10 protein-coding genes are annotated in these 15331 nt (G+C 62.6%); 6 read left to right on the top strand and 4 right to left on the bottom strand.

Going from position 1 to position 15331, the window contains the following annotated elements; all coding sequences use genetic code 11:
* Positions 1-144 precede the first annotated feature (144 nt).
* Both AC3I0A_RS10670 and AC3I0A_RS10665 read right to left on the bottom strand, forming a co-directional pair.
* Positions 145-1236, bottom strand: a complete 1092-nt coding sequence (locus AC3I0A_RS10670) for a VOC family protein (protein WP_489377724.1) — start codon at positions 1234-1236, stop codon at positions 145-147.
* Positions 1237-1320: 84 nt separating this feature from the next.
* Complete coding sequence (locus tag AC3I0A_RS10665; RefSeq protein ID WP_489377723.1) at positions 1321-1935, bottom strand: TetR/AcrR family transcriptional regulator; 615 nt, start codon at positions 1933-1935, stop codon at positions 1321-1323.
* Between the two features lie 353 nt (positions 1936-2288).
* Between AC3I0A_RS10665 and AC3I0A_RS10660 the strand changes: the two genes are divergently transcribed.
* Positions 2289-3524, top strand: a complete 1236-nt coding sequence (locus AC3I0A_RS10660; RefSeq protein ID WP_489377722.1) for an NADH:flavin oxidoreductase/NADH oxidase family protein — start codon at positions 2289-2291, stop codon at positions 3522-3524.
* A 16-nt stretch (positions 3525-3540) separates the two neighbouring features.
* Here AC3I0A_RS10660 and AC3I0A_RS10655 read toward each other — a convergent pair whose 3' ends face one another.
* Positions 3541-4185, bottom strand: a complete 645-nt coding sequence (locus AC3I0A_RS10655) for a TetR/AcrR family transcriptional regulator (protein ID WP_489377721.1) — start codon at positions 4183-4185, stop codon at positions 3541-3543.
* 2 nt (positions 4186-4187) lie between these two features.
* Positions 4188-5846, bottom strand: coding sequence for a bifunctional 3-(3-hydroxy-phenyl)propionate/3-hydroxycinnamic acid hydroxylase MhpA (mhpA, locus tag AC3I0A_RS10650; RefSeq protein ID WP_489377720.1), 1659 nt, complete (start codon positions 5844-5846; stop codon positions 4188-4190).
* 333 nt (positions 5847-6179) lie between these two features.
* On the opposite strand from mhpA, the gene AC3I0A_RS10645 reads away from it, so the two are divergent.
* The 5 genes from AC3I0A_RS10645 (at position 6180) to AC3I0A_RS10625 (ending at position 15287) form a co-directional block, all read left to right on the top strand.
* Complete coding sequence (locus AC3I0A_RS10645) at positions 6180-9077, top strand: AAA family ATPase (RefSeq protein WP_489377719.1); 2898 nt, start codon at positions 6180-6182, stop codon at positions 9075-9077.
* 121 nt (positions 9078-9198) lie between these two features.
* The gene (locus AC3I0A_RS10640; protein ID WP_489377717.1) at positions 9199-9414 is read left to right on the top strand and encodes a hypothetical protein; all 216 of its coding nucleotides are present in this window, start codon (positions 9199-9201) and stop codon (positions 9412-9414) included.
* A 117-nt stretch (positions 9415-9531) separates the two neighbouring features.
* A complete protein-coding gene (locus tag AC3I0A_RS10635) occupies positions 9532-11046 on the top strand; it encodes an efflux transporter outer membrane subunit (protein ID WP_489378468.1) in 1515 nt (504 codons plus the stop codon).
* Between the two features lie 30 nt (positions 11047-11076).
* Positions 11077-12195 carry an efflux RND transporter periplasmic adaptor subunit gene (locus tag AC3I0A_RS10630; protein WP_489377716.1) on the top strand — a complete coding sequence of 373 codons (1119 nt, stop codon included), beginning with the start codon at positions 11077-11079 and terminating at the stop codon, positions 12193-12195.
* Complete coding sequence (locus tag AC3I0A_RS10625) at positions 12192-15287, top strand: efflux RND transporter permease subunit (protein ID WP_489377714.1); 3096 nt, start codon at positions 12192-12194, stop codon at positions 15285-15287. The genes AC3I0A_RS10630 and AC3I0A_RS10625 overlap by 4 nt, the downstream gene beginning before the upstream one ends.
* Positions 15288-15331 lie beyond the last annotated feature (44 nt).

Here is a 15331-nt window from a genome sequence, read left to right as displayed (position 1 = left end):
CGCTCGGTGGCGCGAGAACTGTGGTGTTGTTCTGAGAGGGGGCTGGCAACGCTGTAGACCAACGAGCCGCCGGCGATCAAGGCGCCGGCTTTGAGCACATCCCGCCGGCCATACCTGGTTGAATTGCCCGACATGGCGGCAGCTCTACCCGAACATCCGCATGAGTGTTATCAACTTGCGAATGGTCAGGTCCGGGCTGCGTCGCAGGTTACGGATCAGCGCACGCACATTGGCTAAGCTCATCTTGGGTTTGGTAAAACGCTTGGGCATGCGCTGCCCCCACTGCGCCATTGCCTCGGGGCTCACCGGATGAATGCCCGTAGGCTGTATGGCCGTGAAGATATCCCCGTCGCAGTAATGCTCGTGCTTATCGCCCCAGGGGTCTTGCCAGTAATCGAAGATCTGACTGCCCAGAATGTGTCGACCGATTCCCCATGAGTGCTCCCACCCCCGCTCCCGCAGGACGCGCTGCCCCATGCCCACCGCGTCGGCATCGACGACCTCATAGGCGCTATGGCTATAGGTAGCCATGAACCCTTGCGCTATCGCGAGCGTATGGTGAGCCGCGGGAATGTCACCGAGGTCAAGGCGCATGAAGGCGACGATAGGCGTGCCGTCGGGGAGTACCTGCACATCGCTGGGAATAAACCCGAAATGCTCCGTATACCAGGCACAGGTCGCCTGGTAGTCGGCCACTTCGATAACGATGTGGCCCAGTTTGAGGACTTCAGGCGGAGCAATCGGCGGACGCTGCGTGGCGTTGATTCGCGGTTGCTCCTGCGCCAGATTCCAGGACAGAGGAGCTCTGTGTACCAGCGTTTTACCAGGAGTCTGGTCGCAAACAGCTTCCACAATGAACCCGGAAGGATCGGTCAGCCTGACGTAATACCCGCCACCAGGATGTTCCGATTTCTCGACCGGTGACGCGCCCGGGATTCGCGTCAGTTTTTCCAGATCCTTGAGCGACTGGACTGCCAGTCCGAACCCAATAAAACGTGCATGTTCTGCACGATGGACACGGTAACAGTATGAAGTGGCATCGGTGGCGCGCAGGTAAAGCGTATCGGCGCCATGCTGACTTACCGTCAGGCCGAAGTCGGTCAGGAAACGCGCCGCCTCATTCAAGTCCGGCCTTTGAAAGATCAGGTGAGTCAGATCCTGAGCCTTCACCGTCGGTTGCGGATGCCGGGCAGGTTGTGGTGTCGCTAACCGGGGCATTTCATTTTTGTGGTTCATTGTTCTTGTTTTCCGGGTTTTTAGAGCAAAGCCGTCCCCGCACCCCTGAAAATCAGAGGTGTCTGGTTGGGTCAGTTAACTAACTCAGTCGAGAGAAGGAAGTGCTGGCAACTCTGCGGTCGCCAGCGCACGAGCCTCCTCTGGTGACACACCCAATGCCCGCAGCACCAGCTCGGCCGTGTCAGAGCCCGATTCGCGCCACGTTCTGTGCCCTTCCAGTACCAGAAAAATCGAGCCGAGGACGCTGCTCGATATCAGCGTCAGTACAGAGAGCAATTGCTCCTTTTCAAACGTGTACCGCCCACTGGACAGTCCGCTCAGAAGATCCGTCGTCGCTTGGCTGCTGAACATTTCGCGCAACGAAGAATTGCTCATGGCGAATTTATGGATGAACGCCCCCCACTGGGAGTCTTCGTGAGCCCGACGAATGAACAAACGAATGCCATTGGCAAGGCGCTGAGCCGGATCAGTGAGGGAATTGAAGCTCTTGTTGACGCGCTCATGCATCTCCTTCGCGAGATGGCTGGCGACCGCTTCGAACAGGCTTTCCATGCTGTCGATGTTGCTATAGACCGTTCCGCGCGCCACGCCTGCCTCTTGTGCGAGGTCGAGAATGTTCACTTGTGAGGTGCCTCTCTCAGCGAACAGGCGAAAGGCGGCTTGATGAATGCGGCGCTGTGTTGGATTTAGGGATTCCACGGTTCTCTCCAGGATTACCTTATGGCCTGATTGAACACTTGTGTTCAGATTACGTCAACAACGTTTTTTGAATTAAGTACGTAAAGCTCAATGTAAACCGTTATACGCCCCAAAAACTGGAGAGTTAGATTGATATGGCAAGATCGATGGAGGGCTCTTCACATTGACACAAATGAACACGCGTGTTCAGCTACGTATCGTATTTGTGGCTCGCCCTCTCGGCAGGTCATCAAGCCGGCCCATCGATGCAAACCAGGACCTCAACAACCTGAGCAAGCACTGTGCAGACGGTGCTTAAACGGTATGACCCTTAGCGATGGCTGGCCGAATTCTCATCAGCTGAAGGACAGAACATGACCGGCTCAAAGCTCTTCAAACCGCTTCGTTTGCCTAATGGCACGGTGATTCCAAACCGAATCGCCAAGGCTGCCATGGAGGAGAACCTTGCCAATGAGGATCACGCTCCAGGGGAAGCGCTGGTTAAGCTCTATCGGCGTTGGGCGGAGGGTGGTGCCGGCCTGATCATCACTGGCAACGTCATGGTTGATCGCCACGCCTTGACCGGACCGGCTGGCGTGGTGCTTGAGAACGATCGGAACCTGGGCAAATTCAGGCTATGGGCCGATGCTTGCCGCAGTCGTGGAGCCCAGGCCTGGATGCAAATCAATCATCCCGGACGGCAGCTATTGGCTTCCATGGGGCAATCGGCACGGGGTCCCTCCGCGGTTGCTGTCGACATTCCCGGACTATCAAAGGCTTTTGTGCCGCCCAGGGCCTTGGATGAGCAGGAGATCGAAGAGCTGATTGAGCGCTATACCCATGCCGCAGCGCTAGCCGAGCTTGCCGGATTCACCGGCGTGGAGATTCATGCAGCGCATGGCTACCTGTTCAGCCAATTCCTTTCGCCCTTGACCAACCGGCGTAGCGACCGCTGGGGTGGCAGCCTGGAAAATCGTGCACAAATTCTCCTGCAAACCATCGACGCAATACGTCTGCGAGTGGCACCGACCTTTTGCGTCGCTGTGAAGCTCAATTCCGCGGACTTTCAGCGCGGTGGTTTCGATGCCGAGGATGCGGCTCGCGTGGTGGAAATGCTCAATGCCAAGGCGGTCGACCTGGTCGAGTTGTCAGGTGGCAGCTACGAAAGCCCGGCAATGCAGGGGCAGACCCGCGATGGCAGCCGCCTGGCTCGAGAAGCCTATTTTCTCGAGATCGCGCAGAAAATAGGAGAAATAGCGCGCATGCCGCTGATGGTCACCGGCGGCGTGCGTAGAAAGGAGGTCGCGGAGCGAGTGGTGAGCGGCTCGGTGTCGATGGTGGGGCTTGCTACGGCGCTGGCAATCGAGCCGGCCCTGCCAAGCCAGTGGATGGCCGGTCAGGACACCGAAGTGGAGCCCATCGTCGTCCGCTGGAAGAACAAGGCGCTGGCATCGCTTGCAGTGGCGTCGGTGGTCAAGAAGCAACTCGGCTTGCTGAGCCAAGGGAAACGGACAAAACCCAGGACGTCGCCCCTCATGGCATTGATCGGCAATCAGCTGAAGTCTCGTCGCCAGGCGAAAAACTATCGGCAATGGATTGGCCGGGCCTAGCGGGTCGAGGATGACATCAGGGTAGCGGTTTGCCGGCGATTCGCTTGGCTTTGGCAGGTGTTACGCCCAGAGCCTTGAGAATCATTTCCGCGACCAACAAATCATGCTCCGCCACCGCACGCCCCTCGACAACCGAGCGCATGGCGCCGGTTGTGCAGGATACGACCAGGTCCAGGGCGATCCCTTCGTCCTCGTAAGCGAAAGTGCCCGCGCGCAGACCTTCACGCAGGTCGCCAAGCACATGGTCAGCCAACCGCGAGCGCATGGCCTGATCGGAATGGATGATGCGCAGCAGTGCGTTGGCCCATTGATAGTCGTAGGCGGCCCGGCATACGAACATGCGCACGCCAATCGAAAGCCGCTGTGCGCCGCAGTGCACGTCCGAGCTCAGGGCGGAAATGGCATCGGAGAACTCGGCCGCCATGGCGATACCAACCGCCTCGAGTACTTCGTCGCGAGTTCGAAAATAGTTGTAGATGGTGCCATTGGATACCGCGGCCTCCGCGGCTACCTCGAGCAGTGCAATCTCCCCCACCTCCTTACGTGCGACGAGACGCAATGCCGCGTCCACCAGGCCGCGACGGGTGCGTTCACGCTTCTTGTGGCCGCGAGTGAGAGGCTCTTGCGCAGTTGTTTCTGAAGGAAAAGTGGGGGAAGGCATCTTCAGGCTCTTAATCGAGGGGGCTCGTTGATGGTAATGGAAACGCTATCGGCAGTGGCGTCGGCGCTAGCCAACAGGCCCATGCAGTCTCGAACGAGACTGCCTGCATCTGCGCCTGGGGCGTGGTGCATGATGATACGGTCGGGGCGAACCGCGACCAGAGTTCCTTTAGCAGCCAGCGGCAGGATGTCATGGTTCAGGTCTTCGATGAAGTCGCAACTGCCGCCGGAGCGCTGGCCGCATGTTCTGATCTGTAAGAAGTGGCCTCCCATTTTTTCCCAGGAAACGATCTGAGCAGGTGTCAGCACTGACAGCGGGTCAACACCGAATCCAACCAGGGTCAGGTTGTCTCCAAGAGCATCGTCGCTCAGTTTAATCTGCTTTTGCATGTTACGAACCCAGGCTTGGGGAAACAGACTGCCACGAACCAGCTTGTCGCCACGCCGATGCTGCACGAACAGACCGTGTTTGAAGATGTTCTTCGGCTTGATGTCCAGCTGCTCGAAGTACTTTCTGGTAGCGGGAGTCAACGCCAGCATGCGCATCAGGCCGTGGATGAAGAAAGCTGCGATCTTGTTTCTGGGCATCACCAGGCGGCCCATGAGTTTCGCCAGATTGATCATCGCCTGGGCATGGGGGCGGCGCTCTACGTCATAGGTATCGAGGACTGAAGGCGCGGCATAGCCGCGAAGTACCCAGGCCAGTTTCCAGGCAAGGTTGGCGCCATCTCGAAGTCCCGCTACGAGACCTTGCCCGACAAAGGGCGGGGTAATGTGGGCTGCATCCCCGGCGAGGAAGATGCGTCCCTTGCTGAATTTGTTGCAGCAGCGCGCGTGGAATCGATACACCGCCTTGCGCTCGATTTCCAGCTCCTGCGGGTTGATCCAAGGCGCGATCAGCCGGGCTATGCTTTCCGGGCTTTCCAGCTCTTCCCGGGATTCGCCTGGGTGTAGCATGAACTCCCAACGCTCCCTTCCGCCGGGTGCGGGCATGTGCGGCGTTGGGCGCCGCGGATCACAGAGAAACTCAATGTGATCAATCGCTGACTTATGCCGGTTCATGACATCGACAATCAGCCAATCCTCTGCATAGGTTTGTCCTTCGAATTCCTGGCCAATCAAGGCCCTGACCCTGGAGCTTGCACCATCCGCACCTATCAGGTATTGGGCGCGAACGAAATGCGTATTGCCATCCTGATCCCGTACGGAGGCGACGACACAGTCCGATTCCTCGACCAGGCTCTCGAGCTCGAAGCCACCAAGGCTGGTCACTGACTTCATCCGGGAGACCTGGTTGCGCATCGCGTGTTCGAGGTCGGGTTGATAGAACGTCACCAGTTTGGGATGGCCGTCGATACACCCCGCGGTATTGGCCCGACTGAATTGCCCGAGGACCGGGGAGTGCATCTTCACTTCAGGGATAACGATCTTCTCGAAAGCATCTTCCGACAATCCGGCGAGTTGCAGGATGCGAAGCGCCTCGTTGTCCAGAGCGATGGCGCGGGGCATTAGTACGACCTCATGGGTCTTGTCCAGTACCAGTGTCTTTACCCCATAGCGGCCGAGCAGCGCCGCGATTGTCGCCCCTACCGGACCATTACCGACGACCAGCACATCGACGGCGGTGGGAGGCAATTCGCAAACTTTCTTGTTGTTGTTCATCTCGAGCCCTTGTTGTGATTGAAGTCGTGAGACGTGGAGGTCTCATCGTCAGGCAAGGTGAAGGTATGCAAAATTGAGACATTTTTCAATATTGATATTTTTGTCATTTATTTTTTGAGATCATTACCGCACCAGGATGAGGCCCCATGCGGGCTGTGCCGAGGGTGTCAGGGGCGGAGTCGCAGCGCCTCATTGAGTTGCCCCGCGATGGCCTGCGGGTAGTGGTCTGCGTCAGTTTCCGACCGGTGAGGCTTGGCTTCTGAGCCGATCAGCGTTGTTATTGGAGTAATGGCCCAGTACTAGAAACTATGTTTTAGTCTTCAGGAATCCAACGTGGCACGTCCGCAGCCCCATCCGAACCCGGTCCAGCTCTGCTTCGTCGAGTTCGAACTCGACGAGGCCAACGCCTGCTTGTTACGTAACGGAGAAGCCGTGGCATTGGCGCCAACGCCCTTCACCCTGCTGTGCGTACTTGCACGCCAGCCTGGATCGCTGGTGACCAAGGATGCCTTGCTTGATGCAGTGTGGGGGCATCGGTTCGTCAGCGATTCGGTGCTGAAGACGGCCATCAGCGATCTGCGCAAGGTACTGGGCGACGACCCCAGGCAGCCCCGCTTCATCGAGACGGTGTCGCGGCGCGGCTATCGCTTCATCGCCGCGCCGTCCCCTGCACCTTCGATGCCGCCTGCATCCGCGATGGTACCGGCGGCCGGCGCGCATCCGGCGCCGCCATTCATTGGTCGCACCGACGAGGTCTCAAGGCTGCAACGGGCGTGGGAGCGGGCTTGCGGCGGCCAACGTGCAGTGGTCTGGCTTGCCGGAGAACCGGGGATTGGCAAGACCACGTTGATCGAGCATTTCCTCGCCAGCCTTGGCGGCATCGCCTGCGCACGCGGCCATTGCGTGGAGCACTACGGCACCGGCGAGCCGTACCTGCCGGTGCTGGAAGCGTTGGCCGATCTGTGCCGCAGCGACCCCTCCCTGCCGGCGCTGCTGCGCACCGTGGCGCCGACCTGGCTGCTGCAACTGCCGTGGCTGAGCACTACGCAGGAGCGAGACGCATTGCGGCGCGAGCTTGCCGGCGTCGGTCCGGACCGCATGCTCCGGGAAATGGGCGAACTGCTGGACCGCTACACAGAGCAGCGCCCGCTGTTGCTGGTGACCGAAGATCTGCACTGGAGCGATCGGGCGACGGTCCAGCTCATCGACTATATGGCGCGGCGACGTGGCCGCACGCGGCTTATGTGGCTGTCGAGCTTCCGCGTCGCCGAGGTGGTAGCGCTCGAACATCCGCTCAACTCGTTGCGCCACGAACTACGCCTGCAACGTCTGTGCGAGGAAGTGGTGCTCGATCCGTTCTCGGAAACCGAGGTCGCTGACTATGTCGCGCTGCGTTCGGCCTCGCTGGCGCGCGATGAAGCCTTCGTGCGCGCCCTGCACGAGCGCACCGACGGTGTACCGCTGTTCGTGTCGTCAGTCATCAGTGAAGTGATGGACCCAACGGACGACGACGCCACCATCGAGGCTCGGTTGGCGGGAATGGCGGTCCCCGAGAACCTCGCGGCCATCATTGATCACTACATTACCAAGCTCGGGCAGGAGCAACGTGCGCTGCTCTCGGCGGCAGCGGTATGCGGAGTCGAATTCCGGGTCGAGACGGTTTCGCAGGTCCTCGAGCGCGATCTCGATTCTGTGGCCGACACCTGCGAGGAACTGGTGCGCGAGCACGTATGGCTCACGCGGTCGCGGGCCGCCGAACTTGAAGAGACGGTGGAGCTACCCTACTCGTTCCGGCATGCCCTCTTCCGCCAGGTACTGTACGACCGCACGCCGCGCTCATTGCGCACTCACCTCCATCGCCAGGTTGGCGCTACGCTCGAACGCGAGCGCATGGCCGGCGTGCCGGTTGCTGCCTCGGAGCTGGCGACGCACTTCGACCGGGCTCGGCAGCCGATGATCGCGCTGCGCTACTACGCCGAGGCCGCGGAAGCCGCGCTGCTGCACTTCAGCCCGGCCTTGTGCATCGGTCTCACTGAGCGCGCGTTGGTCCTGCTGCGGCAGGCGCCAGAAGGGATGGAGCGCGATACGCTCGAAATTACTTTGGCCACGCTGCAGGGCGTGTCAGCTTTCCATACGCTCGGTGTCGGCAGCGAAGCCAGGAACGCTTTCGAGCGCGCATACACGCTGCTAGCGGATGTACCCGAGCATCCAATGCGCGGTCGCCTGCTGCACGGATTCGGCTATCTGCTCGGTCTGCGCGGCGACTATACGCTGGCGCTGGCGGTAGCGGAGCGCGCCGAAGCCCTCTCGTGCGAGGCGAACGATCCGGCGCTCATGCTGGTGGCGTGCATCGTGCAGGGCGAAGTGCATCATCTCCAGGGGCGCACACAGGCGACCCGCCGTTGGCTAGAGCGCGCCCTCGCGATCGCCGAGCCGCTGGACATCGGGACGAACGAGATCTTTGCGGTCGATCCTCAGGTCATGCTGCACGGTATGCTGGCCATAGAACTCGTGCGTTCTGGCCTGGTTGAACAAGGCCGAAACCACATGCAGCGGGCGCGAACCCGCGCGCAAGCGCTTCGCCAGCCTATGACCTGGCTGGTCGCCGCCTGGCAGGAGGTGTTGATCGAGGTGCGAATGGGGAACCCTGTGCGTGTGGCAGCGCTGGCTGACGACATGCAGACGCTGGTCGATGAGTATTCGCTCGCACTGGGGAATACGGCTTGCCGCTGGTGGCGCGGCTGGGCCGACGCGCGCAACGGCGCACCACGCGACGGCTACCGTCGCATCCGCGAGGCTTACGAAGAACACACTGGGCTCGGCATGCGCTCCGGTGCCAGCGAGGTGCTCGGCTACGCCGCCGAGGCGCTGCTGCTGGCGGGTGATTGCGACGCTGCGCGAGTCGAACTACAGGAAGCACTACGGGTCGGGGAGGAACTGGGCGAGCGCGTGTACCTGCCGCAACTGTTACTGCTGGAGGCAGCGATTGCGCGGATGCAGGGCCGGCCCGACGCCGGCAGCACTGCGGTGCGGCGTGCGGTTGAGGAGGCTCGCGCCCAGGCAGCACCGTGGCTGGAGTTGCTCGCGCTGGTCGATCTGTGCGAGCACCACGACGCTGCAACCGAGGACCGCCAGGCCCTGGCGGCGCTGGTTGACCAGTTGCCCGAAACCGATGGAACCGAGCTGGTGAAGCGTGCGCGCTCGCTGCTTCAGGCTGCAAAGTCGGATTGAAGCGACGCGATTTCCGTCGGGGGCAGACGCTGTCCCGACCGAAGTCTGACCTTTTGCTTACGACTCGCCCAGGGGGGACGGCCTACGCTGTCGTCGAACTTTCTTGATCCCCTGGTCTGCCATGAGCCTGAACCCTGAATCCAAGTACCCGAGCCGCCGCTCGTACGTAGTGAAGCTGCGTAGCGATGCCACGCCCGGGGCCCTCGTGGGCCGCCTCGAAAACCTGGTCACCGGGTGTCAGCGCGAGTTTTCGTCCGCCGAAGAGTTGCTGGAGTCGATCGACTCGGACCTCACGTCAGTGACCGGCGAGCACACGGCAGATGCCGACGGCGAGTGACCTCTCCAACCTGAATGAGCGCTCGATATGGCGACCGAACGGCGACGCTTCGCTGACGACTTCGCGCACACCGGGCCCTACGCTGATGCCACCTCGAATCTACACGAGTCCAATCCGATGCCGCGACTTCCAACCCCCCATCCACTGACCCGCTACGCCGGGCAGACGCCCCTGCAACATGCCGAACGCCTGCTCGGCGTCGTCGTTGGTGCGGCGCTCGCCGCGTCTTTCGCCCTGGTCTTGACCGGTTGCTCCACGGAGACCGCCAAGCCGTCGGTGCCCCTGGCGGCCAGGTTCGCCGCAAGCACGGCCTCCGAGATGGAACCCGAAGCCGCGTGGTGGGAGACTTTCAACGACCCGGTGTTGTCGGAACTGGTGCGCCGCGCGATGCGCGAGAACCGTGATATCAAAATCGCTGCCGAGCGCGTGCGCACCGCTCGCGCCGGTGAGACGATCAGTCGCTCCTGGCTCTTCCCGAGTGTCGGAATGTCCGCCTTCGGCTCCGACCGTAGCAGCGGCTACAGCACTGCCAAGAAGCAAGGTTATCCAGATACCGAGACCGTGGGCGCGGGCCTGGACGTCTCGTGGGAACTTGACCTGAGCGGACGCCTGCGCGCTGGCGCGGCAGCGGCCGAGGCCGACGCATTGGCCGCGGAGGACGGCGTACGCGGCGTGCGCCTGCTGGTGATGAGCGACATCGCCAGCAACTACTTCACGCTGGTCGGCGCGCTGCGCCAGGCCGAAACATTACGCGCGATCTCGACGGCGCAGGACGAGACACTGCGTCTGGTTAATGCCCGCCACCGTGTAGGGCTGGCAACCTCCTTCGACGTCGAGCGCGCACAGACCGATGCCGCATCGGCGCGCGCCCAGATCCCTCCGTTGGAAACCCTGGCTGCTGTGGCGCGGCACCGCATCGCAGTATTGATCGGTGACCAGGCCTTTAACGCCGCGAGTATCCAGCCCTCCCCTGGCAACGTGGTGGCGCCCGAGGCCCGGCAGGGGCAGCCCGCTGCCCTGCTACAGCGCCGGCCTGATGTATTGGCGCTGATGGCGCAGCTCGATGCCGCCAATGCGCGCCGTAAACAAGCCGCGGCTGAGTGGTTTCCGCGGCTGTTCCTCGGTGCATCCTACGGCCGCCAGGGCCTTGAGCTGAACGGTCTGGATCTGGGCGCCGCCCGCTTCACCAACGTGGCCGGCTTGCTCGCCATGCCGATCTTCAACGCCGGGCGCACACGCGCGATCAACGAGGTCGCCGAGAGCGGCCAGCGTGAGGCGCTACTGCGCGCCGAGGACGGCATTGTGCGCGCGCTCGAGGACGTGGAGAACGCCCTCGTCACGCAGACGCAAGAACGTCAACGCGCCAAGTCGTTGCAGTCGGCCACCGAGTCTGCGGAGGCTGCGCTGAGCCATGCGCAGTCGCTCTACAACAGGGGACAAATCGACCTGTTGCCGCTGCTGGACGCGCAACGGGCGCGCTTGTCGGTGCGCCTGAGCGCCAACGACAGCAACACCCGACTGCTGCTCGATAGCGTGCAGCTCTACAAGGCACTGGGCGGAGGCTGGCAGGTGTTCGAACAACCCGCCATCCCCACCGCAGCCACCGAAGCCGACCGACCACCACTTTCTTAAGAATCTGCCGTTTTTCAAAGAGGAACCGCCTTGAAAACCTCCCTTACTGCGGCCGGCGCCTTGGCCGTAGCCGTCATGCTGTCCGCGTGTAGCCCGGACCAGCCCGCCGTGCAGGCACCACGCCCGGTGCGCACCGTTGAAATCAGCTACGACAATGCCCGCGACGTCAGTCGCTACGTGGGTACCGTACAGTCGCGGCATGAAGTCGACCAGGCCTTCCGCGTGGGCGGCAAGGTAGCCCAGCGCAAGGTCGATGTAGGCCAGTTGGTGCGCGAAGGCGAAATACTGGCTGTGCTGGATGACAGCGACTACCGCCTCGCTGAGGACGCATCGCTACAACAGTGGACGATTGCCGTCGAGCAGACGCGCCAGGCCGACTCGGACCGCCAGCGCCTGACCGCGCTGAAGGCTGACGGCTCGGTCAGTGCGGCCGAAGACGAGCGCGCGCATACCAATGCCCAGACCGCGCATGCGACCGCCAAGGCCGAGGCGCGAAAGCTCGAGCTCGCGCGCAACCGGCTTAAGTACACCGTGCTGCGCGCCTCGCGTAGCGGCGTCGTCACGGCTGTGCGCTTTGAGGCCGGGCAGGTCGTGGCGGAGGGCCAATCGGTTGTCTCGGTCGCGAATCCGGGTGAATCCGAGATCGTCATCGATGTGCCCGAGGATCAGCTGTCCGCCTTCAAAGAGGCGCGTTTCAAAGCCTCGCTGGCCAGTGCGCCAAACGAAACCTTCGATGTCACGCTGCGCGAGCTGTCGCCGCAGGCCGCGGCGCAGACGCGCACCTATCGCGCGCGGCTGAAGCTGGGAAACGCGCTGCCTCTGCCGCTGGGCGCCACCGCTACGGTAATGGCCGAGCGCGTGATGACCAGTATCTCGGTGGCGGCGGTGCCGGCTACGGCCCTGACGCAACACGGCGGCCAGCCGGCGCTGTGGGTGGTCACGCCCGCGGGCAAGGGCCCGGTAGGCATCGTCGAACTGGAGCGTGTGGCGGTGTGGGGCTACCGCAATGACGAGGTGCTCGTCTCCGGGCCGCAGGCCGGCGTATTGGTCGTCACCGCCGGGGTGCAGAAGATGGCGTCCGGACTGAAGGTCGCGCTTCCCGGCGCGGCGATTGTTGACGCGAACACCACGCAGCAGGCCACCCGATGAACAACCTCAACCTCACCGACTGGGCGCTGCGCCATCGCGCCATCGTCCTGTTCATGCTCATCCTCGTCGCGGTGGCCGGCACCTTCAGCTTCACCAGGCTCGGCCAGCTCGAGGATCCGAACTTTTCCGTGCCTTCCATGACCGCCATGGTCATCTGGCCGGGCGCCACCGCCCAGCAGTTGCAGGACCAGGTCCTCAACCGCATGGAGAAGAAATTCGAGCAGATCGACAACTTCGAGAAAGTGGTCACCTACGCGCGGCAAGGCTACGCGGGCATGACGCTCACCGTGCGCGGCGGCACCTCCAAGGCTGACCAGCGCGAGGCCTGGTACCAGGCGCGCAAGAAACTCAACGACCTGAGCCTGGAGATGCCTGACGGCGTGATCGGCCCGATCCTGAACGACGAGTACGGCGACGTGTATGGCCTGATGTACGCGGTCAAGGGCGACGGCGTCGGCCACGCCGACCTGTCGGACGCGGCCGAGGACATCAAGCGCCAGATGCTGAAGGTGCCGATGGTCAAGAAGATCGATCTCATCGGCAAGCAGGCCAAGCGTGTCTACGTCGAGTTCTCGCACGAGCGCCTGGCAGCGCTGGGCATTACACCGCTGGCCATCGCCGAAAGCCTCAAGAGCCAGAACGCCATGCTGCCCGCGGGCCAGATCGATACCCGCGGCGACCGCGTCATGGTACGTGTAAGTGGCCAGTTCGACAGCGTAGACGCCATCCGCGACTTGCCCATCGCCGCAGGCGGCCGGCAGATCAAACTCGGCGACATTGCGACCGTTACCCGTGGCTTTGAGGATCCGCCGACCTACACGGTGCGCCACAACGGCCAGCCAGTGCTGATGCTCGGCATCACGATGACCAGCGACGGCAACATCGTGGACCTTGGCAAGGAGATGGACACCGCAGTCGCCAGGATCCAGTCGGAACTTGCGCATGGCGTGGAGCTGGAGCTCGTGGCCGACCAGCCCACCACGGTGAAGGACGCCATCCTGGACTTCGGGCGCGCGCTGGCCGAGGCGTTGATCATCGTGATCGCGGTGAGCCTGGCCAGCCTGGGCTGGCGCGCCGGCCTCGTGGTCGCGACCACAGTGCCGCTGGTGCTGGGCGGCGTGGCGCTGGTGATGCTGGCGATGGGCTGGAACCTCGAGCGCATCTCGCTCGGCTCGCTGATTATCGCGTTGGGACTGCTGGTGGATGACGCCATCATCGCCATCGAGATGATGGTGGCGAAGATGGAAACCGGCATGGACCGCGTGAAGGCGGCCGCCTTCTCCTATCAGTCCACCGCCATGCCGCGCCTGACCGGCGCACTCATCACCGTCGTGGGCTTCCTGCCGATCGGTCTCTCGCAGTCCACCACCGGCGAGTACGCGGGTGGCATTTTCTGGATCGTCGGCGCCGCGGTGCTGTTCTCGTGGATCTGCTCCGGCATCTTCACGCCGTACCTGGCGGTCAAGATGCTGCCCAACGACTTGGGCAAGCACCAGCACGGTGATCTGTACGACACCAAGTTCTACCGCAGCCTACGTCACCTGATCGACGCCGCCATCGAGCGCCGCTGGGTGGTCATCGGTGCGACGTTTGGCGCTCTGGCGCTTGCTCTGGCCTGTATCAAGCTAGTGCCGCAGCAATTCTTCCCCAACAGTTCGCGTCCTGAACTGGTCATTGACCTGCGCGTCAAGGAAGGCGCCTCGTTCGCCGCGACGACCGAGCAGGTCAAGCGCATGGAGGAGATCCTGGCGAAGGACGAGGACGTGCGTTTCTATACCGCCTACACCGGAGCCGGCGCACCGCGCTTCTATCTCTCGCTCAACCCCGAGCTGCCGAATCCGGGATTCGCTCAGTTCGTTGTGATGACCAAGGACCTGGATGCACGCGAGCGGGTACGTGAGCGGCTGGTGACCTCGGCCGACCAACAATTCCCGCAGGCGTGGGTGCGCGTGACCCGGCTTGAATTGGGGCCGCCTGTCGGCTACCCGGTGCAGTTCCGCGTCGTAGGCCCCGATACCCAGGTGGTGCGCCAGATCGCCCGCGACGTGGAGAAAGTGGTGGCGTCCAACCCGAAGGTGCGCGACCTCCAGCTCGACTGGAACGACCCGGTGCGCACGCTGAAAGTGGAGCTTGATCAGGACAAGGCGAGCGCGCTTGGCCTCACGCCGGCCGACGTGTCCCTGGCGACCCAGACCGTGATGAACGGCGCAACCCTGTCGCAGCTGCGTGAGCGCGAGGACCTGATCGACATCGTGGCCCGTGCCGTGCCCGCGGAGCGCCTGAGCCTCGACACTCTGAAGAACATCAATCTCTATACGCGCCAGGGCACGGTGGTGCCGTTGTCGCAGGTGGCACAGGTGCGCAACGAGCTGGAAGAGCCGGTGCTGTGGCGCCGCAACCGCGATATGGCGATCACGGTGCGTGCCGACGTGAAGGATGGCGAGCAAGGTGTATCGGTGACGCAGGAGATCCAGCCGTTGCTTAAGGACATCGAAGCGAAGCTGCCGTCGGGCTACCGCATCGACGTGGGCGGCGCGGTGGAGGAAAGTGACACGGCCAACAAGGCGCTGCTCGCGATAGCCCCGTTGATGCTGGTCAGCATCCTGCTGCTGCTTATGCTGCAACTGCAGAGTTTCTCTCGCATGTGGATGGTGGTGCTGACCGCACCGCTGGGTCTGATCGGTGTGGTGCCGGCGCTGCTGGTGTTCCAGTCGCCGCTGGGCTTCGTCGCAATCCTGGGCATCATCGCGCTGGGTGGCATGATCATGCGCAACTCGGTGATCCTGATCGACCAGGTGCAAACCGAAATCGCCGAAGGGCGCGACCCGTGGAATGCGGTGCTGGATGCCGCCATTCATCGGGCCCGTCCGGTGATGCTGACGGCGCTGGCCACCGTGCTGGCAATGATCCCGCTAACGCGCAGTGTGTTCTGGGGGCCGATGGCAATTGCGATCATGGGCGGCCTTACCGTGGCGACGCTACTGACAATCTTCTTCGTCCCGGCGTTGTACGCCGCATGGTTCAAGGTGGGTCGCCAGACGGCCGCTGACACCCAACAGGTACGGGGGGACGCCGCGCTCGCTTCTGAGTGATCAGTCGTGACGGCCCCGCCGTCGGCTGTCGGCAAGACCGAGTC

It is taken from the genome of Pseudomonas sp. KH_024_B2, assembly GCF_057839965.1.
This window is presented reverse-complemented; position numbering and strand designations above follow the sequence as displayed.

Coding starts and splice junctions, on each gene's coding strand:
- AC3I0A_RS10640 (WP_489377717.1), top strand. CDS start 9,199: ATGAGCCTGAACCCTGAATCCAAGTACCCGAGCCGCCGCTCGTACGTA.
- AC3I0A_RS10635 (WP_489378468.1), top strand. CDS start 9,532: ATGCCGCGACTTCCAACCCCCCATCCACTGACCCGCTACGCCGGGCAG.
- AC3I0A_RS10660 (WP_489377722.1), top strand. CDS start 2,289: ATGACCGGCTCAAAGCTCTTCAAACCGCTTCGTTTGCCTAATGGCACG.
- mhpA (WP_489377720.1), bottom strand. CDS start 5,846: ATGAACAACAACAAGAAAGTTTGCGAATTGCCTCCCACCGCCGTCGAT.
- AC3I0A_RS10655 (WP_489377721.1), bottom strand. CDS start 4,185: ATGCCTTCCCCCACTTTTCCTTCAGAAACAACTGCGCAAGAGCCTCTC.
- AC3I0A_RS10625 (WP_489377714.1), top strand. CDS start 12,192: ATGAACAACCTCAACCTCACCGACTGGGCGCTGCGCCATCGCGCCATC.
- AC3I0A_RS10670 (WP_489377724.1), bottom strand. CDS start 1,236: ATGAACCACAAAAATGAAATGCCCCGGTTAGCGACACCACAACCTGCC.